The organism is Citrobacter sp. Cpo142, assembly GCF_030332425.1.
In the GTDB taxonomy this organism is placed as follows: Bacteria; Pseudomonadota; Gammaproteobacteria; order Enterobacterales; family Enterobacteriaceae; genus Citrobacter; species Citrobacter portucalensis.
The window spans coordinates 174,431-197,741 of the sequence record NZ_JAOWHW010000133.1 but is presented as its reverse complement, the minus strand read 5'-3'; the positions used below and the strand labels follow the sequence as shown (position 1 = coordinate 197,741).

The following is a 23,311-nucleotide window of genomic DNA, read 5'->3' as shown; positions in this document are numbered from 1 at the left end:
TCTTCCGTGACATTTTTATGTTCTCGCGGTCTAACACGAAGTGTTTTTAACGTCATATTCAGAGAGTCCTTTCGAGGGCTGTCTTTTTATTTCCAGGATAGTTGATCAGGGGTTCACATGCAGGGCACAAAAATTCGACTTTTAGCGGGCGGCTTGCTGATGATGGCCACTGCCGGCTATGTGCAGGCAGATGCGCTCCAGCCTGATCCAGCATGGCAACAGGGCACGCTGGCAAATGGTTTACAGTGGCAAGTGTTAGCCACTCCCCAGCGCCCGAGCGACCGTATTGAGGTTCGCCTGCTGGTTAATACCGGTTCACTCACCGAAAGTGCGCAACAGAGTGGTTTCAGCCATGCGATCCCGCGTATCGCGCTGACGCAAAGCGGTGGCCTCGATGCCTCGCAAGCCCGTTCACTGTGGCAGCAGGGGTTCGATCCCAAACGTCCCATGCCGCCGGTTATCGTTTCCTATGATTCCACGTTGTATAACCTCAGTCTGCCTAACAGCCGTAACGATCTACTGAAAGAGTCACTTTCTTATCTGGCGAATATCTCCGGTAAACTGAGCATTACCTCTGAAACGGTCAATCATGCGCTGAATAGCGAAGATATGGTTGCAACCTGGCCGTCAGATACCAAAGAAGGGTGGTGGCGTTACCGTCTGAAGGGATCGACCCTGCTGGGGCACGATCCCGCCGATCCGTTGAAAACGCCTGTAGATGCGACGAAAATCCAGTCTTTCTACCAGAAATGGTATACCCCGGACGCGATGACGTTGATCATCGTCGGTAACGTTGATGCACGCAGCGTAGCTGAGCAAATCAATAAAACCTTTGGCGAGTTAAAAGGAAAACGCGAAACGCCTGCACCGGTACCCACGCTCTCTCCGCTGCGAGCAGAAGCCGTGAGCATTATGACCGATGCGGTACGCCAGGATCGCCTGTCTATTATGTGGGATACGCCGTGGCAACCGATCCGTGAATCTGCCGCGTTATTACGTTACTGGCGCGCTGATTTAGCGCGTGAGGCGCTGTTCTGGCACATTCAGCAAGAGCTAACCAAAAACAATGCCAAAGACATTGGCCTCGGATTTGACTGCCGGGTGCTGTTCCTGCGCGCGCAGTGCGCGATTAACGTTGAGTCGCCGAACGATAAGCTGAACGCCAATCTGGGTACGGTTGCGCGTGAGCTGGCGAAAGTGCGTGATAAGGGACTGCCGGAAGAAGAGTTCAATGCGCTGGTAGCGCAAAAGAATCTGGAACTGCAGAAGCTGTTTGCCACCTATGGTCGTACCGATACCGATATTTTGATCAGCCAGCGTTTGCGCTCGCTGCAAAATCAGGTGGTGGATATTGCGCCTGAACAGTACCAGCGTTTACGCCAGAGCTTCCTCAACAGCCTGAGCGTTGAGATGCTGAATCAGGACCTGCGTCAGCAGCTATCGCAAGATATGGCGTTAATTCTGCTGCAGCCGAAGGGCGAACCTGAATTCAATATGAAGGATCTGCAGGCGACGTGGGATAGCATTATGGCGCCCGTTACCGCAGCGGCAACGTCTGTTGAAACGGATGAATCACACCCTGAAGTGACGGATATCCCGCCTGTACAGTAAAGGGTATCGTAACCTGTCGGCCGGGCAAGCGAAGCGCTCCCGGCTTACCCAGTGCCGGATGCGGCTTTAACGCCTTATCCGGCCTACAGGAACAATAAATTATTGCGGCATGGCGTCGCGGGGGATAATCGCCCCACGATGCTGAATGACGGTGCTTGCCGTCAGGTGGCCGCGTTTTGCGGCTTCGGCGGCATCGCCACCGGTCAGACGGACCGCCAGATACCCGGCGCTGAAGGAGTCTCCGGCCGCAGTGGTATCGATCACTTTCTCTTTCGGCAATTTAACGGCCGGAACGTCGATCAGTTCTTCGCCTGCAATGGAAACCAGGCAAGAGTCTGCGCCGCGCTTCACTACCACTTCCTGAACGCCAGCTGCGTGAGTACGGGCAATCACCTCGGCAACGGGTTTTTCACCCCACAGTGCGTCTTCATCGTCCAGCGTCAGGAATGCGATATTGGTGCATTCCAACATCTGCTGATACACCTGCTGGGTTTCTTCTTTGCTGCTCCACAGACGTGGGCGGTAGTTATTGTCAAAAATGACCTTTCCGCCGTTGGCACGGCATTCACGCAGCAATGACAGCAGCTTGTCACGGCTTGCCGGGCTTAAAATCGCCAGGCTGATTCCGCTCAGATATAAGTAGTCAAATGTCGCCAGTTCTTCGCAAATCGCGGCAGACTGCTCGCTCTCCAGCCAGAATTTTGCGGCGGCTTCATTACGCCAGTAATAGAAGGTGCGCTCGCCAGTGCTGTCGGTCTCAATGTAGTAGAGACCCGGCAGGCGGTTTTCCATGCGCTGGGTTAATGAGGTGTCCACGTTTTCACCCTGCCAGGACTCCAGCATTTGTTGGCTAAAACTGTCGGTACCCAGTGCAGTCACATAGTGTACGGAAAGTGCCGCCGCATCGACCTGACGGGCGATATAAACGGATGTATTCAACGTGTCGCCACCGAATCCGCGCTGAACGTCAGCGCCTTTCTGTGACAGCTCAATCATGCATTCGCCAATCACGGCAATCTTTCTGGACATAGTCGTAACCTGCTCTGAAAAAAATTAGCGTTAGTGTGCGCTGTGGGTGTTAAGTGGTCAACTATATTAAAACATCGTTCCATTATTTTTTTGAGCCAGCACGTGTTCTGCGTTGTTTTTGCCGCTTAGTTTTTATTTTTGCGCACAGCTGAACGTAAAGTTCTTCCTCTGAGCGCCGATAACCTTTGACGAGTCCGGTCAGTCACACTCTTATTTACAGGACATCTCAGATGATAAAGCAGGTTACCCAGCAGCTCATTACGCCCGATGCGAGTATTGAAAGCTTGCTGGAAAGACGCTATTGGCTGCAGTGCGAGCGTGCTTACACCTACCAGCCAATTTACCAGACCAACGGACGGCTGATGGCCGTTGAACTGCTGACCGTCGTGAGCCATCCTGATAACCCTTCCCAACGTATTGCACCAGACCGCTATTTTGCTGAAGTGGCTGTACGGCATCGTGTTGATGTGGTGAAGGAGCAACTTCTTCAACTTGAGCTGAAAGGGGACTTTTTCAGAGCCAACAACCTGCTGGCTTCTGTGAACGTCGACGGACCAACGCTCATTGCGATGCGCCAGGATCCCGAAATCCTGAAAATCATTGAAGGCCTGCCGTGGCTGCGTTTTGAGCTGGTGGAACATATCCGCTTGCCGAAGGGGGCGTCGTTCGCCTCAATGTGCGAGTTCGGTCCGCTCTGGCTGGATGACTTTGGTACCGGAATGGCGAACTTCTCGGCGCTTAGTGAAGTGAGTTATGACTATATCAAAGTGGCGCGGGATCTGTTCGTCATGCTGCGCAAGACGCCGGAGGGACGTAATCTCTTCACACTACTATTACAGCTCATGAACCGCTATTGCCGCGGTGTCATTGTCGAAGGCGTTGAAACGCTGGAAGAGTGGCGTGATGTGCAAAACTCACCGGCTTTCGCGGCCCAAGGCTATTTTCTCTCTCGTCCAGTGCCCCTGGATACCCTCGAAGACGTAATTCTGTCACTTTGATGAGGGCGTAGCGCACCTCCTTTTCATCCTGCTGGACTATCTTTAGGACAGGCAAGGAAGGAAGTAAGGAGGTTAGACATGACGAGAACAGGTAAAATAACCACTTCAGTAATAGGGGTTTTCTTGTTGTTGATCGTCGTACTCATCATTGTGATTGCGACATTTGACTGGAACCGGCTCAAACCGACCATCAACCAGAAAGTCTCTACAGAACTCAACCGGCCCTTTGCTATACGGGGTGATCTGGGTGTGGTTTGGGAACGCCAGAAGCAGGAAACTGGCTGGCGTAGCTGGGTTCCGTGGCCGCATGTTCATGCTGAAGATATCATCCTCGGCAACCCGCCGGACATTCCCGACGTCACCATGGTGCATCTCCCGCGCGTTGAAGCTACGCTCGCCCCGCTGGCACTGCTGACAAAAACTGTCTGGCTCCCGTGGGTCAAGCTGGTCAAACCCGATGCGCGGCTGATCCGCCTGTCGGAGAAAAACAATAACTGGACCTTTAACTTAGCTGGGGAAGAAAACCGCGATCCTGATGCGCCGCCATCCGCATGGTCTTTCCGGCTGGATAACATTCTGTTCGACCAGGGACGTATCGCCATTAACGATAAGGTGACGAAGTCGGAGATTGAGATCCTGGTCGATCCGCTTGGTAAACCGTTGCCCTTTAGCGAAGTGACCGGCGCAAAAGGTAAAGAGAGCAACGCCCGCGTCGAGGACTACGTGTTTGGGCTGAAAGCGCAAGGGCGATATAACGGCGAACCGCTAAGCGGTAGCGGGAAAATAGGCGGAATGTTGGCGCTGCGTGGCGAAGATACCCCTTTCCCGATTCAGGCTGATTTTCGTTCGGGCAATACGCGCGTGGCGTTTATCGGCACGATAAACGATCCGTTGAACATGGGCGGGGCGGATCTGCGGCTTAAATTCTCGGGAGATTCGCTAGGGGATTTGTACGATTTGACCGGCGTACTGCTCCCGGATACGCCGCCGTTTGAAACCGACGGGCGTCTGGTGGCGAAAATTGACCCGGAAAAATCCTCTGTTTTTGATTATCGCGATTTCAATGGCCGTATTGGCGACAGCGATATTCACGGAACGCTGGCCTACACCACCGGTAAGCCGCGACCCATGCTGAAGGGTGATGTGGAATCACGCCAGCTGAGGCTGGCCGATTTGGGGCCGCTGATCGGGGTGGATTCAGGTAAAGGGGCGGAACGGGCAAAACAATCTGAACAGCGCAAAGGTGAGAAGAGCGTTCAGCCTGTGGACAAGGTCTTGCCGTATGACCGTTTTGAAACCGATAAATGGAACGTGATGGACGCTGACGTGCGTTTCAAAGGACGGCGTATTGAGCATGGCAGTAGCCTGCCGATCAGCGATCTCTCCACTCATATCATCCTGAAAAATGCCGACCTGCGCCTGCAACCGCTGAAATTTGGTCTTGCGGGAGGCAGCATTGTCTCCAGCATCCATCTGGAAGGAGATAAAAAGCCGATGCGGGGGCAGGCGGATATTCAGGCGCGGCGGCTGAAGCTAAAAGCGCTGATGCCCGATGTGGAACTGATGCAGAAAACGCTCGGTGAAATGAACGGGGACGCCCGGTTTAGCGGAAGTGGAAACTCGGTAGCGGCGCTGCTGGGTAACAGCAATGGCAACCTGAAACTGCTGATGAATGACGGCTTGATCAGCCGGAATCTGATGGAAATTGTGGGCTTGAATCTGGGGAACTATCTTGTCGGGCAGATATTTGGTGATGACGAAGTGCGGGTGAACTGCGCGGCGGCGAATCTGGATATTGTTAACGGCGTGGCGCGTCCGCAGATTTTTGCTTTCGACACGGAAAACGCAGTCATTAATGTCACTGGTACGGCGAGCTTTGCGTCGGAGCAACTGGATTTAACCATCGATCCGGAGAGCAAAGGGATTCGTATTATTACGCTGCGTTCGCCGCTGTATGTTCGCGGCACCTTTAAGAATCCGCAGGCTGGCGTGAAGGCCGGACCGCTGATTGCGCGCGGTGCGGTTGCTGCCGCATTAGCCACGTTAGTCACTCCTGCGGCGGCCTTGTTGGCGCTGATTTCGCCGTCAGAGGGTGACGCGAATCAGTGCCGGACGATCCTGTCACAGATGAAGAAGTGATGTCTGGCCGGATGTTTATCCGGCCTGGATTTCATGCTCAACGTAGGCCGGATAAGGTGGTTACACCGCATCCGGCAAAAGAATCACAACGACTGATGGCGGGTTTCGTGGGTCAACAGCAGTGCAATCAGCGTTAACGCCGCCATCGATGCCAGATACGTACCGACAGCCGCCAGACCATAATTCGCCTGCAACCATGCGGCGATGTATGGGGCAACCGATGCGCCGAGAATTGACGAAACGTTGTACGAGAACGACGCCCCCGTATAGCGCACTTCGGTCGGGAACAGCTCCGGCAGCAGTGCGCCCATCGGGCCAAATGTCAGACCCATCAGGCTTAAGCCCAGCAACAGGAAGGCGAACACCAGCACCGGATTGCCAGAGCCGAGCAGCGGTTTAAAGGCAAACAGCGCAAACAGAATGATCAGCGTGGTGATGATGAGCATGCTCTTGCGGCGACCAAACGCATCGGCCAGCAGGCCCGCCACCGGTACCATGACGCCAAAACCAATGACCGCCATCATCAGCATCCACAACACTTCATTACGCGGCAGGCCAAGCCCTACAGGCGCTACGGCGGTACTGAACGTCATCGAATAGACGGTCATGATATAGAACAGCGTATAGGTCGCCAGCATGATGAACGTGCCGAGGATCGTCACGCGAACATGTTTTGTCAGTAGAGTACCCAGCGGGATTTTCACCTGTTTTTTCGCCGCGGCTACTTTGGCGAAGACCGGGGATTCATGCAACGAAACGCGGACGTACAGACCGATAATCACCAGCACAGCGGAGAAGATGAACGGTACGCGCCAGCCCCAGCTCATGAACTGTTCGTCGGTCAGCAGCCAGGAGAGCAGCAGAAAGGTACCGTTGGCGAAGAAGAAACCGATAGGCGCGCCCAGCTGCGGAAATGATCCGTACAGCGCGCGTTTGCGCGGTGGCGCGTTTTCCGTCGCCAGCAACGCTGCGCCGCCCCATTCACCGCCCAGACCTAAACCCTGACCAAAACGCGCCAGCGCCAGCAGCAGTGGGGCGAAAATGCCGATAGTTTCATAGCCCGGCAGCAGGCCAATGACGACTGTCGAGATCCCCATTGTGAGTAGTGAAGCAACCAGCGTGACTTTACGGCCGACGCGATCGCCGAAATGTCCGAACACCGCGGAACCGATAGGTCGGGCCACAAAGGCGATAGCAAAAGTGGCGAGGGACTGTAGCGTAGCCGCGGTCGGATCCCCCTGCGGGAAGAATATATGGGGAAACACGATCACCGCGGCGGTGGCGTAAATATAGAAGTCGAAGAACTCAATGGCGGTGCCAATGAGCGAGGCGACGACAACTTTATTGCGCGAGTTGACCGGGGTGTGTTCCTGTTCGTTGTCGAGTGTTGTGGCTGTTGCTTGCATAATATTTTCTTATTTTTGGCCGAACGAAAGGTCATATTACGCACAGCAAAAGAGACATTTCAATCTGTAACAAACTTTGAGATCGGTCAAAAATAGAGCAAAAAGGGGATAATTTTTAGGCTTGAGATTTCACTTCCATGAAATGCTTCACACAATTTAAAACTTGGATGATAAAACCAGCTTCTGGTTAAATAAAAGTTACGGGTTGGATTTATATTCTGCAAACGGTGGTGGTTAAGGTGTCGTCACCTGCCGGGGGCGCTGCGCTTGCCCGGCCTACAACTAAACCTCCTGTAGGCCGATAAGCGTAGCGCCTTCCGGCATGAATGATGAATTAGCGGTGTGTTTTCCCCGGCATACGCGGGTCGTCTTTGTATTCCGCCGTGGCAATCCAGGCTGCGCAAAACAGGGTCAGACGAGCGAAGAAGTAGAAGAACGCCATCAGTCCAAGCACGGAACCAAATGCTGCGCCTGACGGCGACTGCACCAGTGATGGCAGCGTATACGTCATGATCATTTTGATGACTTCAAATCCTAGTGCCGCGATAAAGGTACCGCGTATGAGCGCTTTCTTACGCGGTCGGTGACGCGGTAGCCGCCAGAAAATCCAGAAGAACAGCAGGTAGTTGGCGAAAATAGAGATGGTCAGGCCGATCAGCCGCCAGGCGGGTTTCAGCCATTCGATACCGTCGAGATACAGCGCAGAGATAATCATCTGCTGGGCGGAACCGGCGATAGAGGTAATGGACAGAGTAACAATCAGCGCAACCAGTAAGCCAATCAAGGAAACAAAATCACGCAGATATTTGACCCAAATTTTTTCCTGATCCTGTGGCGTACGTTCCCAAACATCCCGCGACTGGGCACGAATCGCTTCGCGCAGGTTCCCCATCCAGTTAATGCCGGAATAGAGCGCGATGCCAAGCCCTACCAGACCTACAGTGGTACGTTGCTGAACGGCGGTATTGATGGTGTTTTTCAGCGTAGAAGCGAGCGTCGGATCGCTGACGTTCAGCAAAATCTTGCTGAAGATATCCTGCAACAGCGTAGGGTGCGAAGCGAGAATAAAACCCGCGGCGGCAAACGACACCATCAGGATTGGGATCATCGACAGAAACGAGAAGTAGGTAATGGCGGCACCAAACTGATTTCCCATACGATCGTTAAACCGCTCTGCGGCACGAATAAGATGGGCGATGATGGGCTGACGTTGAATTTTATCGGCGAAGGTCAGAGCCGTTTTCAGCGCCTGGTTCGCTTTAGCGTTTTTCTCCGGCTCGGCGGAGGCTGGTTTATGTTCTGGCGTAGGGTGTTTTGCGTCTTGTTCCTGCGTCATCCGATCGGTTGTCCTTATTTTGTTCACTCATGACATTATAGCCTGCTCAGGGGCGCATCCTGAAAAATGGACTAATCCACATAGTCTTTCATCACACCAGTCAGCCATTCCATAAACAGATGTACCCGGCGGGAGAGGTTGCGCCGATGCGGATAAAGCAAAGAGACTGGCATTGGCTCGGCGCGATATTGCGGCAACACTTCGACCAGCGTACCGGCGCGCAGGGCATCACGCACGCCAACGCGCGGCACCTGAATAATGCCCAGACCGGCAAGGCATGCCGCGTGATAGGTTTCGGTACTGTTTACCGTTAGCATGCCGCCGGTTTTAACCCATTGCGTGCCATTTTCTGTCGCCACTTCGAAACCTTGCGCACGCGTTCCTAAATTGACCGAGTAGTGCACCACCGCATGCGAGGCAAGATCCTCCAGATTTTCCGGATAACCAAAGCGGGCGAGGTATTGCGGGCTGGCGCAGTTAATCTGCGTGAGTTTCCCCAGCGGACGCGCAATCAGCCCTGAATCTTTCAGCGCGCCCACGCGTACCACACAGTCGAAACCTTCGCGGATCAAATCCACCAGGCGGTCGCTGCTGCTGAGTTCGAGTTCCAGGCCCGGATACTGATGCAAAAAGCTCGGTAAGCGGGGCATCACCAGGTTTCTTGCTACACCGACCGGCATATCAACGCGCAGCTTGCCGCTGATGCTGGACGGATCGTGATGGAACAGCCCATCCAGCTCATCCAGATTACTCAACAGATCTTTCGCGCGTTCGTAATAGATCATGCCGTCTTGCGTGAGCTGAACGCGGCGGGTGGTGCGGTGCAACAACTGCGTGCCCAGATGATTTTCCAGAGCCTGGATCTGGCGCGATACGCTACCTTTAGGAAGTCCGAGGGTGTCTGCGGCGCGCGAAAAGCTCTCCAGTTCTGCGACGCGGATGAACAACTGCATTGCGTGAATTTTATCCATTCTCATGCCCTATTGTTGTTCTAAATGAAACAGTAATGCGCAGTTAGCAGTATTTATTGTTCTTCTATCACCTAATAAGCTTTGTCTCAATCTTCACAACACCTGAAATGAGGTTTCTTATGACGCAACGTATCGCATTGGTGACTGGCGGCGGCCGCGGACTCGGTAAAAACGCGGCGCTGAAGCTGGCGAGTAAAGGAATCGGTATTATCCTGACGTGGAACAGCAATGAAAAAGAAGCGCAGCAGGTTGTGGGTGAAATACGCCAATCTGGCGGTAAAGCGGCGGCATTACCGTTAAATGTCGGCGATATTTCTACATTCCCTCAGTTTGTTCAACAGGTGCAGGGAACGTTACAAACGCAGTGGCAAAGTAACGCGTTTGATTATTTATTGAACAATGCCGGAATCGGCATCAACGCACCGTATCCGGCATTTACTGAAGCGCAATTTGACCAACTTTTGAACATCCATTTTAAGGGGCCCTTTTTCCTGACGCAGAGCCTGCTACCGCTGATAAATAAAGGTGGTCGCATCCTCAATGTCTCTACCGGGCTTGCCCGCTTTGCGCTACCGGGTTACAGCGCATACGCAGCCATGAAAGGTGCGATGGAAGTGCTAACCCGTTATCAGGCAAAAGAGCTGGGAGAGCGCGGCATAACGGCGAATATTATTGCGCCAGGCGCAATAGAAACGGATTTTAGCGGCGGAAATGTGCGGGATAATGCGCAATTGAATGCGTACATTGCATCGCAAACGGCGCTGGGACGCGTTGGTTTACCTGATGATATTGGCGACGCCATTGCTGCGCTGCTCAGCGATGAACTGGCCTGGATGACGGCACAGCGTATCGAGGTATCCGGCGGAATGTTCCTGTAAACCCATAAGGTGCTTATTCAACAGGTCACGGCATGCGTTGAATAAGCACTTAATGCTAGATTGTATTTTGTAACAGATTTATCCATTGTCGTTGATATCTTATTTTTAGCTAAAAATATAAAATCATATTAATTAATATTCATTGTCTTATCATGAGCATCGAATATTAAGACTTTCCCTAGTTTTCGAACCTGTTTTTGTTCCTTTGTATGATCCTTCGGGTTGAGCTGTAACTATTCATAACTTCTGCTTCTTTCTTCTCTGTCTATCGGTAAAATGGCCCCCGCCAAATGGTGACTTCTTATTTTACCCTATGGGTAATACCCTTCCGCATGTTAAGGCTAATATCCTATTCGGATGGAGATAAATAATGCAGGTAGTAATGTTTGACAGGCAGTCAATATTTATTCATGGAATGAATGTAAGTTTGCAGCAACGTATTCCAGGAGTGGATGTTCAGGGTGTCAGTCAGGCAGATGAACTTTGGCTGACGCTGGAAGATAAACCCGAGGCATTAGTTATATTGGATGGCGACCTTGATGCTGAGTTCTGCTGTAGCTTGCTGCAACAGATAGCAGAGCGCTTTGCGATGGTGAAGGTGCTGGTGACCGCAACGGACTGCCGTAAAAAATGGTTGCAAGAGGTCACTAAACTGAACGTGCTGGCCATTGTTCCGCGCGATTCTGACGCGGAAACCTTTACGCTGGCCCTCAATAGCGTCGCGATGGGTATGATGTTTATCCCCAGAGACTGCATAACCGCTACCGAAAGCGGTGGGCAAAATATCAGATTGCTCAGCGCGCGCCAGCGGGAGATTTTGACCATGCTGGCCGCCGGAGAATCTAATAAACAAATTGGTCGACTGTTAAATATCAGTACCGGAACGGTAAAAGCCCATCTTGAGTCGTTGTATCAGCGCCTGGAGGTAAAAAACCGTACGCAGGCGGCAATGATGTTAAACAACACCATTTACTAGGAACATATTTCACAGTCAGAATATTTCTGGCTGTGAAATAGACACCGGCCAGATATTTTTAGCGCAAAATTGGGTAATTCCCACGCTGAATATCCACGTAATTAATGCTTCCAGCTGAAACCTGTCTTTTATTTGCGTCATTTCCTTATAGATGAATGCCTCGCAGATACTCATATCTGCGAGCAGCAATGTTTCTGCCTGCATCACCGTAATTGGGGTATCAAAGGATTCATTGGCGGAGATTTCGTGCCCGTAACCAATGACCCAGATGCCTTTTTTGTCCTGATACTTTTCCAGCGACAGGCCCTGCCATTGCTTAATAAATGCGATACAGGCGGGCGTGAAATGTGTCGAACGCAGCGGCATAATCATCTCTGTGCAAAGAGACCTATTCTAAAAAAACCACGCCGTTACGCTAGTTGCCTGACAGCCAGTATTTACCGCAAAACGACCTATGCCTTGGGCGGTTGATATTCCTGTTTTAACAGACCAAAAATCCAGTCATCGTGCCAGGTTTGATGTAGCCAGTAGCTTGCGCGTAGCGTGCCTTCATGAATGAACCCGACCTTTTCCAACAGACACCGTGAGGCTTCGTTTCCTGCGGTGACACAGGCGGTCAGTCGCCGCAGACCGCCGCTGGCAAAGGCGTATTCACACACGGCATGCAGAGATTCAGCGCCATAACCTTTACCCTGCGCCTCTGGGGCGAGCAGAAAGCCAACCTCGGCACATTCATTGTTCTCCTGAATGTATCCGGTCACGCCAAGCGGTGCTCCCGATGTCTTATCGCACAAGAGCAGACATAGCCAGTGCGGGCTGCCGGGAAACCATTCAGGCAGGCGGGAGTCGAAGGCTGTCCGTACTTCCTCTTCAGTACGTGCGTCAGCGACAAAACGCATCACATCTGGGTTCTGCTGTAGCGTTAAGAAGAACGTCCAGTCATTTTCTGTCAGTGGGCGGCAGAGCAGACGTGATGTTTGCAGTACAGGCACAGGCTTATCTCCAGAATAATTTTCAATGATTGTGCGGAAGTCACTGTAAAACTTATTTATTTGCTATATGAATGTGTTCTAGTCTACATCGGCACAACGTTGCGTTTAAAAAAGATAATTACATACCATTGTGAGGCCGCACGTTTTGGGTCCTTTTAGGGAAGATGATGACCAATAGCGCGTTGCAAGCGACATGTACACCCTTTGAACATTGTCTGGGGATTATCCGCCAGGCGTCGGTAGAAATATTACTGCTTCTAGGCGTACATGCCGCAGAAGGCAAAGACCCGCGCTGGTTTCTCGAACAGCTGGATCAGGCACGACTGAATCTGGGCGGCTGGGGGGCTGTCGCCAGACGGTTGCAGATGAATGATGCGCAATTGAGCCAGTTCACTCTGCGGCTACGTCATCTTCAACAGAGTGTACCCCAATATGAAAATGGCCAGGACGTCAGTGAAAACCAGCTGATTTCAGCGCTGCGCTTTGTGGCTTCTCTGGAACAATTACGCCAGCAACAGCCCATCCTGAAGTATCAAACCGAAATTGCACCTGTGGAGCCGGATGCTCAGATGCGGGCGCAGCGTCAACTTCGCGCAATAGAATTAACCCTCAAATCTCTGATTGCACGGGTATGGCCGGATCAACATCCTCTCAACAGCTTTCTGAAACAGCACTTTGGTGGTGAACGTCTGCGTCGCTGGCTAAAGTTGGGCGAAGGACGAGATGCGCTGGACGGTATGATGTTTAGCGAGCTGGCACTGATGGTCGTCGATAAGAAATTATTCGTTCGCCACTTTACGCAGATTTTTAACGATACTTCAGTGCTCATGTCATTTGTTGAGCCGCGCATCACGCTACGCATGTTTTTGGATGATTGCCGCCTGGCTCGTAACTGCGTTATCGCGCAGCAGCCGCTGACGTCGGTACAACTGATATTGCTGGACTACCAGTACCGACAGATAACTCATCCTGTGCAACGGGCATTTGAAGAACGGCGTACGCGCATTAATCCTGCGTCGTATCTGGAATCTGATGAGGCCATGGTCCGCCAGTTTTGGGAAACAGCAAAGCAAAAAGACGAGCAAGCGGGAGGCGATAAGCATGAAATCGCAGACAGTATTGATCCGCCGGAAAAGCGGGCCAAGCGCACGGCGGAAGAACGTGAACAGCTGATTTCCGGCATGTTGTGGGTAGCGGTCGGCGTGATGGTGCTGGCGATTTCGCTGGGTGCGTTCTGGTTATTCACTTCGCCGGCGCCACAGTCGTCTTCCGGACAATCCGTTGAAATTGTGCAGGAGGAACCGCGACGCGATGCCCCCAGCGCACGGGAGGCGGTGACCCGAATGGGCATCACCTGGGATGCCTTTAACATGCGGGCGGCTATCGATCGTAATGACACCCGCGTGACGTCACTTTTTCTGCAGGGCGGGATGGACTGGAAGCTGGCGTGGACGGAGCAGGCGTTTTCGGAGGGCAATACTGAGGTGTTGAGACTGCTGCTGCGTTACCCTTCGCAGATGGATGAAAGCAAACCATGCCGACAGTTTATGACTACGCTCAGCCATGCGATGTCGAATGGGGCATCGCTCACTTCGCTGCATAAAAGTTATCTGCAAAGTTTTTGTTCCGTGCCTGCGGTCGTTGCGCGTCAGCAATATGATCTTGAGCAGGCCGAGCTGCGTGTTCGCGCCCAGCCAAGCCCTGAGAACAAGAAATGGCAGAAAATTCACGCCGAGCTGTATGATGCAATTAACTGACAGCCTGATGACTCAGACCGTCAGCCGCTAGGGTTCGCCATACAAACCGATGAGTCTGCGCACCACGCCATTGGTCCAGCCAAAGCCGTCCTGCAACGGATATTCCCCGCCGCCGCCTTCGCGCGGCGCGGCGTCGGCTATGTGGTATTTTTCGATAAGCTTGTGGTGTTCCTGATAAAAGAGATTCACCGTTTTCAACCAGTTACGGGCAATTTCATCCCCGAGATGGTCGTCACCGTACAGTTTGAAGCCCTGGATCGCCATCCACTGCAGCGGCGCCCAGCCGTTGGGTTTATCCCACTGTTCACCGGTTTCATGCTCCGTGGCTAAAATGCCACCGGGCGTTAGCAGGCGACTGCGAACCGCGTTAGCAAGCCGATCGGCTTGTTCATGCGTTGCCATACCGACATACAGCGGCACAATACTGGCGGCAGAGAACAGGGCCATTTGTTCGCGCCGCCAGTCGTAATCGCGATAGCAGCCGTTTTCATCGTCCCAGAGATAGCGGTTTACCGCATCACGACGATCGCTGGCTTTCTGGCGAAACAGCGCTTCCGTTTCTTTGTCACCTTTTAGCGCGGAAATATTGGCGATAGTGCTTTCCAGCTTGTAGAGGAATGCGTTCAGGTCAATTGGGATGAACTGCGTGGTGCGTATGCTGGCAAGGCGGCCCGCGTCGCGTAGCCAGCGCGAGGAATAATCCCAGCCGGAGGCCGCGCCTGCGCGTAAATCCCGATACACTTCATTGGGCGGGCGACCCGAATGTTTGGCGGTCTCAACGTCTTCAAGCCATGATTCATCGCGCGGCGTATCACGATCGTCCCAATAGCGGTTAAGTAGAGAGCCGTCCGACATTCTGATCACGTGGCGGTAGGCCTGGTTGAGCACCAGGGAATCGGCGCCATCCATCCAGAACGCGTACTCCATTTTTAGATGATCAAGGTAACGACGCGCGCCGCGTACGCCATCCTCTTCAAACAGTTCCACCATCAGCGCAAAGACCGGCGGCTGTGAGCGACTCAGATAGTAAGTGCGGTTGCCGTTCGGGATGTGACCATAGTTTTCAATCATCCAGGCAAAGTTATCTGCCATACATTTCAGCAGATCTTCGCGGCCGCTCTCTGCCAGACCCAGCATGGTAAAGTAGGAATCCCAGTAGTAGGTTTCGCTAAAACGCCCGCCTGGCACAATGTATGACTGCGGTAACGCCAGCAGCGAGGACCAGGGAATATGATCCTGCGGCTCGCGCGTCAGCACCGGCCACAGTTGATCGATATGCTCTTTCAGCGAACTTTCCGGGTCAGAAACGTATTCGCTGGAGGGCGTTTCCGGGAGCCAGAAATGGTTCTCGACGAAGCGTCGCAGATCGAAGTCCCGATGGCGTTTAACCTTGCGATAGCGAATTAAAATGTCGAGCGGGTCCATTTTGGGCGCACAATCTGGGAAGGTTTTACTATCCGCAAACAGTTTGGATGACTGGACGTGTTCGAACAGTTCGAGATAACGATCGGCAGGGGTTAACGCATCTGAAGCGGGGAGCCCTTCAATCATCTCCGGCTCAGGCTCCGCCTCAATCATTTCATCCAGCTTTAACTCGCACGGATCCATTTCATAAAGCAGATCGATGTCGATCGTCATTTCTTCAGAAGGGGCGTGGGGTAGTTTCTGGTTGAGCATAATGAGAAAGACCTCCGATGGACGTTGAAAGATTAAGGCTATTGCCCGGTCGTCAGTTAAGCGTAGACATTCGCTTCGGTGTCGGGTGAGTAAAGCGTGCGGTTGATCACGTTTTAATGCTGAGCAAAATTTAAAGAATCAGACTATCCCAATGAAAATAATGGATAATTCAAATTTCTGCATAATCTGAATATATTCCATTTTCAGAGCATTCGATTGCAACGAGGTGTGAACAGAGACAGGTAACGCCTTATCTCTATAATAGGCGCAGGCTATTCTATTGATAGTTCTCCCCCATGTAATTGCTTGATACTTATCAAAATAGTAATTCCCTCATTTCCTATGATGGTCAGGTCTGACAAAGACTGTGCATTAATTATTCTAATTTTCTGGGTCACAATAACTCACAACGGTGAGGGTAAAATAATGAAAATCATTACCCGTCTTACCGCGATTGCCATAGCTGGCATCGTGATTTGTTATTTTGGATTATCCGGTTATGTGTGGTATCACGATAATCAACGTAGCAAACAGGCTGATGTTCAGGCCTCTACGCTGGAAGAAAATAATAAGGTATTAGGATTTTTACGCGAAAAAGGATGCGATTATTGTCACACGCCTTCAGCTGAATTACCTTTCTATTCTTCTTTTCCTGTCGCTAAGCAGTTGATGAATTATGATATTCAACTGGGATACAAATCATTCAATCTTGAAGCCGTTCGTGCGGCGCTGGTCGCAGATAAACCCGTTTCGCAAAGCGACCTGAATAAAATTGAGTGGGTGATGCAGTACGACACCATGCCGCCAACGCGATATACCGCGCTGCACTGGGCCGGGAAGGTCAGCGATACGGAGCGAGCCGAGATCCTGGGCTGGATTGCGAAACAGCGTGAGCAGTATTACGCCAGTAACGATACCGCCACGCAGCATCGTAATGAACCGGTGCAGCCGATACCAGAAAGCATCCCAACCGATGCCCGCAAAGTAGCGCTTGGCTTTACGCTTTACCACGACCCGCGTATTTCAGGTGACAGCACGATTTCTTGCGCGCATTGCCACGCTCTGAATGCAGGCGGCGTGGATGGCCGGAAAACGTCGATCGGCGTAGGCGGCGCCGTTGGCCCGATTAATGCGCCGACGGTGTTTAACTCGGTCTTCAACGTTGAACAATTCTGGGATGGTCGTGCGCCAACATTGCAGGCGCAGGCAGGCGGCCCGCCGTTGAACCCTATCGAAATGGCGTCTAAATCCTGGGATGAAATTATCCAGAAACTGGATAAAGATCCGCAATTGAAGCAAGAGTTTATCGCGGTTTATCCGCAGGGATTCAGTGGGGATAATATTACCGATGCGATTGCTGAGTTTGAGAAAACGCTAATTACGCCAAATTCGCCGTTTGATAAATGGCTACGCGGCGATGAAGCGGCGTTAACTGCTCAGCAGAAACATGGCTATCAATTGTTTAAAGATAATAAGTGTGCGACCTGTCATGGCGGTATTATTTTAGGCGGACGCTCATTCGAACCTTTGGGTTTGAAAAAGGACTTTAATTTCGGTGAGGTCACTGCCGCAGATATTGGCCGCATGAACGTCACTAATGAATTACGTGACAAGCTGCGTCAAAAAGTCCCGGGCTTGCGTAACGTTGCGCTGACCGCGCCTTATTTCCATCGCGGTGATGTGCCTACGCTCGATGGTGCGGTAAAACTGATGCTGCGTTATCAGGTGGGTAAAGAACTGCCGCAGGAAGATATCGACGATATCGTGGCGTTCCTCGAAAGCTTAAACGGCGTGTATACGCCATATATGCAGGGTAAATAAGAGAAAACCGGATGGCAAAGCACCATCCGGTTTATTTATTGCTTAACGCATGGTAACGAATTCTTCTGCCGCCGTTGGATGAATCGCAACGGTGTTATCAAAGTCTTTCTTGGTTGCGCCCATTTTCAGCGCGACCGCGAAGCCTTGCAGCATTTCATCCATTCCAAAACCAATACCGTGAATACCGACAATTTTCTCTTCCGGACCGACGCAAACCAGCTTCATGCGGCACGGCTGACGATGTGAGGTGACAGCGGTATACATCGCGGTAAATGATGATTTATACACTTTCACCTGGTCATCGCCGTGCTGTTCGCGAGCCTGCTGCTCGGTCAGGCCCACGGTGCCAATTGGCGGGTGGCTGAAGACCACGGTCGGGATGTTGCTGTAGTCCAGATGTTCGTCCGGTTTGTTGTTAAACAGACGCTCGGACAGGCGACGGCCCGCGGCAACGGCAACCGGCGTCAGTTCAACGGCACCGGTGTTGTCGCCGACGGCATAAATACCCGGCACGCTGGTGTTCTGGAATTTATCAACGACGATGTAGCCTTTTTCATTGGTTTTCACGCCGGTAACAGCCAGATTGAAGTTGTCCGTTTCTGGCTCACGACCAATCGCCCAAATCAGGCAGTCTACCGTTTCGCTACGACCATCTTCCAGTTGCAGGGTCAGGCTGCCGTCAGCGTTTTTAACAACCGCTTTTGGAATCGCGTGAGTATGCAGAGTCGGGCCTTCGGCGTTCATCACCTCAACCAACGTCTCGACGATCATCGGATCAAAACTGCGCAGCGGCGCGTGTTTACGCACGAACAGGTGAGTTTGGGCACCCAGGCCGTTAATCACACCAGCCAGTTCAACGGCGATGTAGCCTGCGCCAACAACGGCTACACGTTTTGGCAGCGCTGGCAGCTCAAAGAAACCATTAGAATCAATACCATATTCCACGCCAGGAATGTTCGGATGGCTCGGGCGACCACCGGTGGCAATCAAAATATGATCGGCAGTAATGGTTTCACCGTTTACTTCAATGGTTTTGGCATCCACAAAGCGCGCAAAGCCTTTGATCACATCGACATTATTTTTGCCCAGCACGTTGTCGTACGAGGTATGAATACGATCGATATAAGCGGTACGCGTGGCGATCAGTTTATCCCAGTCGAACTTATTGATGGTGGTGTCGAAACCGTAATCCGGACCGTACATGTGGATCGCTTCGCGGACCTGTGCGGCATGCCACATCACTTTCTTCGGTACGCAGCCAACGTTAACGCAGGTGCCGCCTAACTCTTTGGCTTCAATCAGTGCGCATTTCTGGCCGTACATTGCTGCACGGTTAATGGAGGCAATACCGCCGCTGCCGCCGCCAATAGCGATGTAATCGTAGTGCTTGGTCATGACCGCTCCTTCATGTTCATTGTAGGGCGGAGAAGCGTTACGCCATCCGCCAAAATATTCGCGATTGTATACCTGATATTAAAAGGTTCCACCGATGGCTGCGATTACTCCGGCACTATCCAGCTTACGGAAGTATGCCCGGTTCCTGTCGGAACCAGTTTGCTGTGCAACCACGGCAGGACGTTGTTCATCTGTTGCTCCAGCTTCCACGGCGGGTTAATCACAATCATGCCGGACGCCGTCATGCCGCGCTGATCGCTGTCCGGGCGTACCGCCAGCTCAATTTGCAGAATTTTGCGGATGCCGGTGTCTTCCAGGTCGTGGATCATGCGCTTGATTTGTTGGCGCAGAACCACCGGATACCACAATGCATAGGTGCCGGTCGCGAAACGTTTGTAGCCTTCGTTAATACCGGTCACTACTGCCTGGTAGTCGCTTTTGATTTCGTAGGGTGGATCGATAAGGATCAACCCACGACGGGAAACCGGCGGTAATTTTGCTTTCAGCTGCTGATAACCATCGGCTTTGGCCACGCGAGCGCGCTCATCTTTCTGGAATTCGCCGCGCAGCAGAGGGAAGTCGCTCGGGTGCAGTTCAGTTAATTGCAGGCTGTCCTGTTCGCGCAGCAGCTGGCGAGCAATTAACGGAGAGCCCGGGTAGTAGCGCAACTGACCGCTACGGTTGAAGTGTTGTACCACGCCAATGTAGGGTTCCAGTTCTGCAGGCAAATCGTCCTGCTGCCAGATGCGGGCGATCCCTTCCAGATATTCACCGGTACGTTCGGCATGCTCACTGCTCAGCTGATAACGGCCAGCGCCAGCATGGGTGTCCAGATAGAGAAACGGTTTTTCTTTCTCTTTGAGCGACTCGATGATCAGGCTCTGAACGGTATGTTTAAGGACGTCGGCGTGGTTGCCTGCGTGATAACTGTGGCGATAACTGAGCATGGGTAATGAAATTCCGCTGAAATGACGATTTGCCACAGTTTACAGCAGATCGGCACAGATTACCCGTAGGCCCGGTAAGCGCAGCGCTACCGGGCGTCTTTCCGTCACGGTTAGCATTGAAATCCTCTACACTTAACCCCATTGTACAAATTAATATGCACAGCGCCGGATACGCGCTTCATTCACTCTTTTCAACAGGACCGCGCTAATGACCAATCCATTGCTGACTCCCTTCGAACTGCCGCCGTTTTCTAAAATTCAGCCTGAGCACGTTGTGCCTGCCGTCACTAAGGCGTTGAACGATTGCCGTGAAAATGTTGAGCGAGTGGTTGCGCAGGGCGCGCCGTACACCTGGGAAAATCTCTGTCAGCCGTTGGCAGAAGTCGACGATGTGCTGGGGCGTATTTTCTCTCCGGTTAGTCACCTGAACTCGGTGAAAAACAGCCCGGAACTGCGTGAAGCCTACGAACAAACGCTGCCGCTGCTGTCTGAATACAGCACCTGGGTTGGACAACATGAAGGCCTGTACAAAGCGTACCGTGACCTGCGTGATGGCGATCATTATGCCACCCTGAACACCGCACAGAAAAAAGCGGTTGATAACGCGCTGCGCGATTTTGAGCTTTCTGGTATTGGTCTGCCGAAGGAAAAACAGCAGCGCTATGGTGAGATCGCTACCCGCCTGTCTGAGCTCGGCAACCTGTACAGCAATAACGTCCTCGATGCTACGATGGGCTGGACTAAGCTGGTGACCGACGACGCGGAACTTGCCGGGATGCCGGAAAGCGCGCTGGCCGCCGCAAAAGCGCAGGCTGAAGCCAAAGAGCAGGAAGGCTATCTGTTAACACTGGACATCCCAAGCTACCTGCCGGTGATGACCTACTGTGATAACCAGGGGCTGCGTGAAGAGATGTATCGCGCTTACTCCACGCGCGCGTCTGACCAGGGGCCAAACGCGGGCAAATGGGACAACAGCCCGATAATGGAAGAGATCCTCGCGCTGCGCCACGAGCTGGCACAACTGCTGGGCTTTGAGAGCTACGCCTTTAAATCTCTGGCTACCAAAATGGCGGAGAACCCGCAGCAGGTACTCGACTTCCTGACCGACCTGGCGAAACGTGCCCGTCCGCAGGGTGAGAAAGAACTGGCTCAGCTGCGCGCCTTCGCGAAAGCGGAATTTGGTGTTGATGAGCTACAGCCATGGGATATCGCTTACTACAGCGAGAAACAAAAACAGCATCTCTACAGCATCAGCGACGAGCAGCTGCGTCCTTACTTCCCGGAAAACAAAGCCGTTAACGGCCTGTTTGAAGTGGTTAAACGTATTTATGGCATCACCGCCAAAGAGCGCACCGATGTTGACGTCTGGCATCCGGAAGTTCGTTTCTTCGAGCTGTACGACGAAAACAACGAGCTGCGTGGCAGCTTCTATCTTGATCTGTATGCCCGTGAACACAAACGCGGTGGGGCGTGGATGGACGACTGTGTCGGCCAGATGCGTAAGACAGACGGCACATTGCAAAAGCCGGTCGCTTACCTGACCTGTAACTTTAACCGTCCGGTGAACGGTAAACCTGCGCTGTTTACCCACGATGAAGTGATCACCCTGTTCCACGAGTTCGGCCACGGTCTGCACCATATGCTGACCCGTGTCGAAACCGCGGGCGTTTCCGGTATCAACGGTGTGCCATGGGATGCGGTCGAACTGCCGAGCCAGTTTATGGAAAACTGGTGTTGGGAGCCGGAAGCGTTGGCGTTTATCTCTGGTCACTTTGAGACCGGTGAACCGCTGCCGAAGGAACTGCTGGATAAAATGCTGGCGGCGAAAAACTACCAGGCAGCGCTGTTTATTCTGCGTCAACTGGAGTTCGGTCTGTTTGATTTCCGTCTGCACGCGGAGTTTAACCCGCAGCAAGGGGCTAAAATCCTCGAGACGTTGGCGGAAATTAAAAAACAGGTCGCCGTGGTGCCGGGCCCAACGTGGGGCCGCTTCCCGCATGCCTTCAGCCATATTTTTGCTGGTGGCTACGCAGCGGGTTACTACAGCTATCTGTGGGCAGACGTACTGGCGGCAGATGCCTTCTCTCGCTTCGAAGATGAAGGGATTTTCAACCGTCAGACCGGACAATCGTTCCTCGATAATATCCTTACCCGTGGCGGTTCTGAAGAGCCGATGGAACTGTTCAAGCGCTTCCGTGGCCGCGAGCCGCAGCTGGATGCAATGCTGGAGCATTACGGGATCAAAGGCTGATTATTCACGTGAAAATCTGCTTAGTAGATGAAACAGGCGCCGGAGACGGCGCCTTATCTGTTCTTGCCGCCCGCTGGGGACTGGAACACGATGAAGATAACCTGATGGCGCTGGTGATGACGCCGGAACATCTGGAGCTGCGCAAACGTGATGAACCCAAACTCGGCGGTATCTTTGTCGATTTCGTGGGCGGAGCGATGGCCCATCGGCGCAAGTTTGGTGGTGGTCGCGGTGAAGCGGTGGCGAAGGCAGTAGGCATTAAAGGCGATTACCTGCCGGATGTGGTCGATGCGACAGCTGGGCTGGGGCGCGATGCGTTTGTACTGGCCTCGGTAGGCTGCCGCGTACGAATGCTGGAACGTAATCCGGTGGTTGCGGCCCTGCTTGATGATGGCCTGGCGCGCGGCTATGCCGACCCGGAAATCGGTCCGTGGCTGCAGGAACGTTTACAGCTGATCCATGCGTCGAGTCTGACGGCGTTAACCGATATCACGCCGCGCCCGCAGGTGGTGTACCTCGATCCGATGTTTCCACATAAGCAGAAAAGCGCGCTGGTGAAAAAAGAAATGCGGGTGTTTCAGTCATTGGTGGGGCCGGATTTAGATGCGGATGGGCTGCTGGAGCCTGCGCGTCAGTTGGCCACCAAACGTGTGGTGGTGAAGCGCCCAGATTACGCGCCGCCGCTGGCCGATGTGGCCACGCCGAACGCGGTTGTGACGAAAGGGCATCGGTTTGATATCTACGCTGGGACAGCATAGTTTGTAGGTCTGTGCGCTGTGCTGCCTGATGCGCTGCGCTTATCAGGCCTACGACAGCGTGTCTTTGTAGGCCACATCCCGGCTTGGTGCGCTGAACTGCCTGATGCGTTGTGCTTATCAGGCCTACGACAGCGTGTCTTTGTAGGTCACATCCCGGCTTGGTGCGCTGTGCTGCCTGATGCGTTGTGCTTATCAGGCCTACGACAGCGTGTCTTTGTAGGCCACATCCCGGCTTGGTGCGCTGAACTGCCTGATGCGTTGCGCTTATCAGGCCTACGACAGCGTGTCTTTGTAGGCCACATCCCGGCTTGGTGCGCTGAACTGCCTGATGCGTTGTGCTTATCAGGTCTACGGCAGCGTGTCTTTGTA

18 protein-coding genes are annotated in these 23,311 nt (G+C 52.9%); 9 read left to right on the top strand and 9 right to left on the bottom strand.

Annotated features, from left to right (window positions below; genetic code table 11):
* Positions 1 to 117 precede the first annotated feature (117 nt).
* Positions 118 to 1,611 (top strand): M16 family metallopeptidase, encoded by a 1,494-nt coding sequence (locus tag OGY18_RS18850; protein ID WP_191235935.1) that lies wholly within the window; start codon positions 118 to 120, stop codon positions 1,609 to 1,611.
* A 99-nt stretch (positions 1,612 to 1,710) separates the two neighbouring features.
* Here the strand turns inward: OGY18_RS18850 and kdgK are convergent, their stop codons facing one another.
* Positions 1,711 to 2,640, bottom strand: coding sequence for a 2-dehydro-3-deoxygluconokinase (gene kdgK, locus OGY18_RS18845; RefSeq protein ID WP_008786409.1), 930 nt, complete (start codon positions 2,638 to 2,640; stop codon positions 1,711 to 1,713).
* 230 nt (positions 2,641 to 2,870) lie between these two features.
* Between kdgK and pdeH the strand changes: the two genes are divergently transcribed.
* A complete protein-coding gene (gene pdeH, locus OGY18_RS18840; RefSeq protein WP_286553978.1) occupies positions 2,871 to 3,638 on the top strand; it encodes a cyclic-guanylate-specific phosphodiesterase in 768 nt (255 codons plus the stop codon).
* A gap of 78 nt (positions 3,639 to 3,716) precedes the next feature.
* Positions 3,717 to 5,777, top strand: a complete 2,061-nt coding sequence (locus OGY18_RS18835) for an AsmA family protein (protein WP_286553976.1) — start codon at positions 3,717 to 3,719, stop codon at positions 5,775 to 5,777.
* Between the two features lie 83 nt (positions 5,778 to 5,860).
* On the opposite strand, the gene OGY18_RS18830 is transcribed toward OGY18_RS18835, so the two are convergent.
* The 3 genes from OGY18_RS18830 to OGY18_RS18820 form a co-directional block, all read right to left on the bottom strand.
* Positions 5,861 to 7,183 (bottom strand): MFS transporter, encoded by a 1,323-nt coding sequence (locus OGY18_RS18830; protein WP_286514349.1) that lies wholly within the window; start codon positions 7,181 to 7,183, stop codon positions 5,861 to 5,863.
* Between the two features lie 334 nt (positions 7,184 to 7,517).
* Positions 7,518 to 8,519 (bottom strand): inner membrane protein YhjD, encoded by a 1,002-nt coding sequence (yhjD, locus tag OGY18_RS18825; RefSeq protein WP_063941879.1) that lies wholly within the window; start codon positions 8,517 to 8,519, stop codon positions 7,518 to 7,520.
* Between the two features lie 71 nt (positions 8,520 to 8,590).
* The gene (locus OGY18_RS18820) at positions 8,591 to 9,490 is read right to left on the bottom strand and encodes a LysR family transcriptional regulator (protein WP_003827442.1); all 900 of its coding nucleotides are present in this window, start codon (positions 9,488 to 9,490) and stop codon (positions 8,591 to 8,593) included.
* 119 nt (positions 9,491 to 9,609) lie between these two features.
* Here OGY18_RS18820 and OGY18_RS18815 point away from each other — a divergent pair, with 119 nt between their 5' ends.
* Together OGY18_RS18815 and OGY18_RS18810 are read left to right on the top strand one after the other, a co-directional pair.
* Positions 9,610 to 10,368, top strand: a complete 759-nt coding sequence (locus tag OGY18_RS18815) for an SDR family NAD(P)-dependent oxidoreductase (protein ID WP_003827444.1) — start codon at positions 9,610 to 9,612, stop codon at positions 10,366 to 10,368.
* Positions 10,369 to 10,738: 370 nt separating this feature from the next.
* Positions 10,739 to 11,344 (top strand): helix-turn-helix transcriptional regulator, encoded by a 606-nt coding sequence (locus tag OGY18_RS18810; RefSeq protein ID WP_003827446.1) that lies wholly within the window; start codon positions 10,739 to 10,741, stop codon positions 11,342 to 11,344.
* 15 nt (positions 11,345 to 11,359) lie between these two features.
* Here the strand turns inward: OGY18_RS18810 and OGY18_RS18805 are convergent, their stop codons facing one another.
* Entirely contained in the window at positions 11,360 to 11,710 is a 351-nt protein-coding gene (locus OGY18_RS18805) for a glycoside hydrolase family protein (protein ID WP_003827448.1), read from the bottom strand.
* 86 nt (positions 11,711 to 11,796) lie between these two features.
* A complete protein-coding gene (locus OGY18_RS18800; protein ID WP_063941878.1) occupies positions 11,797 to 12,336 on the bottom strand; it encodes a GNAT family N-acetyltransferase in 540 nt (179 codons plus the stop codon).
* A gap of 167 nt (positions 12,337 to 12,503) precedes the next feature.
* Between OGY18_RS18800 and OGY18_RS18795 the strand changes: the two genes are divergently transcribed.
* The gene (locus OGY18_RS18795; RefSeq protein ID WP_286554023.1) at positions 12,504 to 14,093 is read left to right on the top strand and encodes an STY4199 family HEPN domain-containing protein; all 1,590 of its coding nucleotides are present in this window, start codon (positions 12,504 to 12,506) and stop codon (positions 14,091 to 14,093) included.
* 27 nt (positions 14,094 to 14,120) lie between these two features.
* On the opposite strand, the gene OGY18_RS18790 is transcribed toward OGY18_RS18795, so the two are convergent.
* Positions 14,121 to 15,770: an alpha,alpha-trehalase gene (locus OGY18_RS18790; RefSeq protein ID WP_003827453.1), complete on the bottom strand. Its 1,650-nt coding sequence runs from the start codon at positions 15,768 to 15,770 to the stop codon at positions 14,121 to 14,123.
* A 426-nt stretch (positions 15,771 to 16,196) separates the two neighbouring features.
* On the opposite strand from OGY18_RS18790, the gene OGY18_RS18785 reads away from it, so the two are divergent.
* Positions 16,197 to 17,591, top strand: a complete 1,395-nt coding sequence (locus tag OGY18_RS18785; RefSeq protein WP_003827455.1) for a cytochrome-c peroxidase — start codon at positions 16,197 to 16,199, stop codon at positions 17,589 to 17,591.
* 42 nt (positions 17,592 to 17,633) lie between these two features.
* Here the strand turns inward: OGY18_RS18785 and gorA are convergent, their stop codons facing one another.
* Together gorA and OGY18_RS18775 are read right to left on the bottom strand one after the other, a co-directional pair.
* Positions 17,634 to 18,986, bottom strand: a complete 1,353-nt coding sequence (gene gorA / locus OGY18_RS18780; RefSeq protein ID WP_148361350.1) for a glutathione-disulfide reductase — start codon at positions 18,984 to 18,986, stop codon at positions 17,634 to 17,636.
* A 104-nt stretch (positions 18,987 to 19,090) separates the two neighbouring features.
* A complete protein-coding gene (locus tag OGY18_RS18775) occupies positions 19,091 to 19,933 on the bottom strand; it encodes a 23S rRNA (adenine(2030)-N(6))-methyltransferase RlmJ (RefSeq protein WP_003827459.1) in 843 nt (280 codons plus the stop codon).
* 208 nt (positions 19,934 to 20,141) lie between these two features.
* Here OGY18_RS18775 and prlC point away from each other — a divergent pair, with 208 nt between their 5' ends.
* Positions 20,142 to 22,184 (top strand): oligopeptidase A, encoded by a 2,043-nt coding sequence (prlC, locus tag OGY18_RS18770; protein WP_149280765.1) that lies wholly within the window; start codon positions 20,142 to 20,144, stop codon positions 22,182 to 22,184.
* A gap of 8 nt (positions 22,185 to 22,192) precedes the next feature.
* Positions 22,193 to 22,942 carry a 16S rRNA (guanine(1516)-N(2))-methyltransferase RsmJ gene (gene rsmJ / locus OGY18_RS18765; protein WP_003827462.1) on the top strand — a complete coding sequence of 250 codons (750 nt, stop codon included), beginning with the start codon at positions 22,193 to 22,195 and terminating at the stop codon, positions 22,940 to 22,942.
* Positions 22,943 to 23,311: the final 369 nt, after the last annotated feature.

Coding starts and splice junctions, on each gene's coding strand:
- OGY18_RS18835 (WP_286553976.1), top strand. CDS start 3,717: ATGACGAGAACAGGTAAAATAACCACTTCAGTAATAGGGGTTTTCTTG.
- OGY18_RS18810 (WP_003827446.1), top strand. CDS start 10,739: ATGCAGGTAGTAATGTTTGACAGGCAGTCAATATTTATTCATGGAATG.
- pdeH (WP_286553978.1), top strand. CDS start 2,871: ATGATAAAGCAGGTTACCCAGCAGCTCATTACGCCCGATGCGAGTATT.
- prlC (WP_149280765.1), top strand. CDS start 20,142: ATGACCAATCCATTGCTGACTCCCTTCGAACTGCCGCCGTTTTCTAAA.
- OGY18_RS18795 (WP_286554023.1), top strand. CDS start 12,504: ATGACCAATAGCGCGTTGCAAGCGACATGTACACCCTTTGAACATTGT.
- OGY18_RS18820 (WP_003827442.1), bottom strand. CDS start 9,490: ATGGATAAAATTCACGCAATGCAGTTGTTCATCCGCGTCGCAGAACTG.
- OGY18_RS18815 (WP_003827444.1), top strand. CDS start 9,610: ATGACGCAACGTATCGCATTGGTGACTGGCGGCGGCCGCGGACTCGGT.
- OGY18_RS18830 (WP_286514349.1), bottom strand. CDS start 7,183: ATGCAAGCAACAGCCACAACACTCGACAACGAACAGGAACACACCCCG.
- OGY18_RS18790 (WP_003827453.1), bottom strand. CDS start 15,770: ATGCTCAACCAGAAACTACCCCACGCCCCTTCTGAAGAAATGACGATC.
- OGY18_RS18785 (WP_003827455.1), top strand. CDS start 16,197: ATGAAAATCATTACCCGTCTTACCGCGATTGCCATAGCTGGCATCGTG.
- yhjD (WP_063941879.1), bottom strand. CDS start 8,519: ATGACGCAGGAACAAGACGCAAAACACCCTACGCCAGAACATAAACCA.
- OGY18_RS18850 (WP_191235935.1), top strand. CDS start 118: ATGCAGGGCACAAAAATTCGACTTTTAGCGGGCGGCTTGCTGATGATG.
- kdgK (WP_008786409.1), bottom strand. CDS start 2,640: ATGTCCAGAAAGATTGCCGTGATTGGCGAATGCATGATTGAGCTGTCA.
- gorA (WP_148361350.1), bottom strand. CDS start 18,986: ATGACCAAGCACTACGATTACATCGCTATTGGCGGCGGCAGCGGCGGT.
- OGY18_RS18775 (WP_003827459.1), bottom strand. CDS start 19,933: ATGCTCAGTTATCGCCACAGTTATCACGCAGGCAACCACGCCGACGTC.
- OGY18_RS18805 (WP_003827448.1), bottom strand. CDS start 11,710: ATGCCGCTGCGTTCGACACATTTCACGCCCGCCTGTATCGCATTTATT.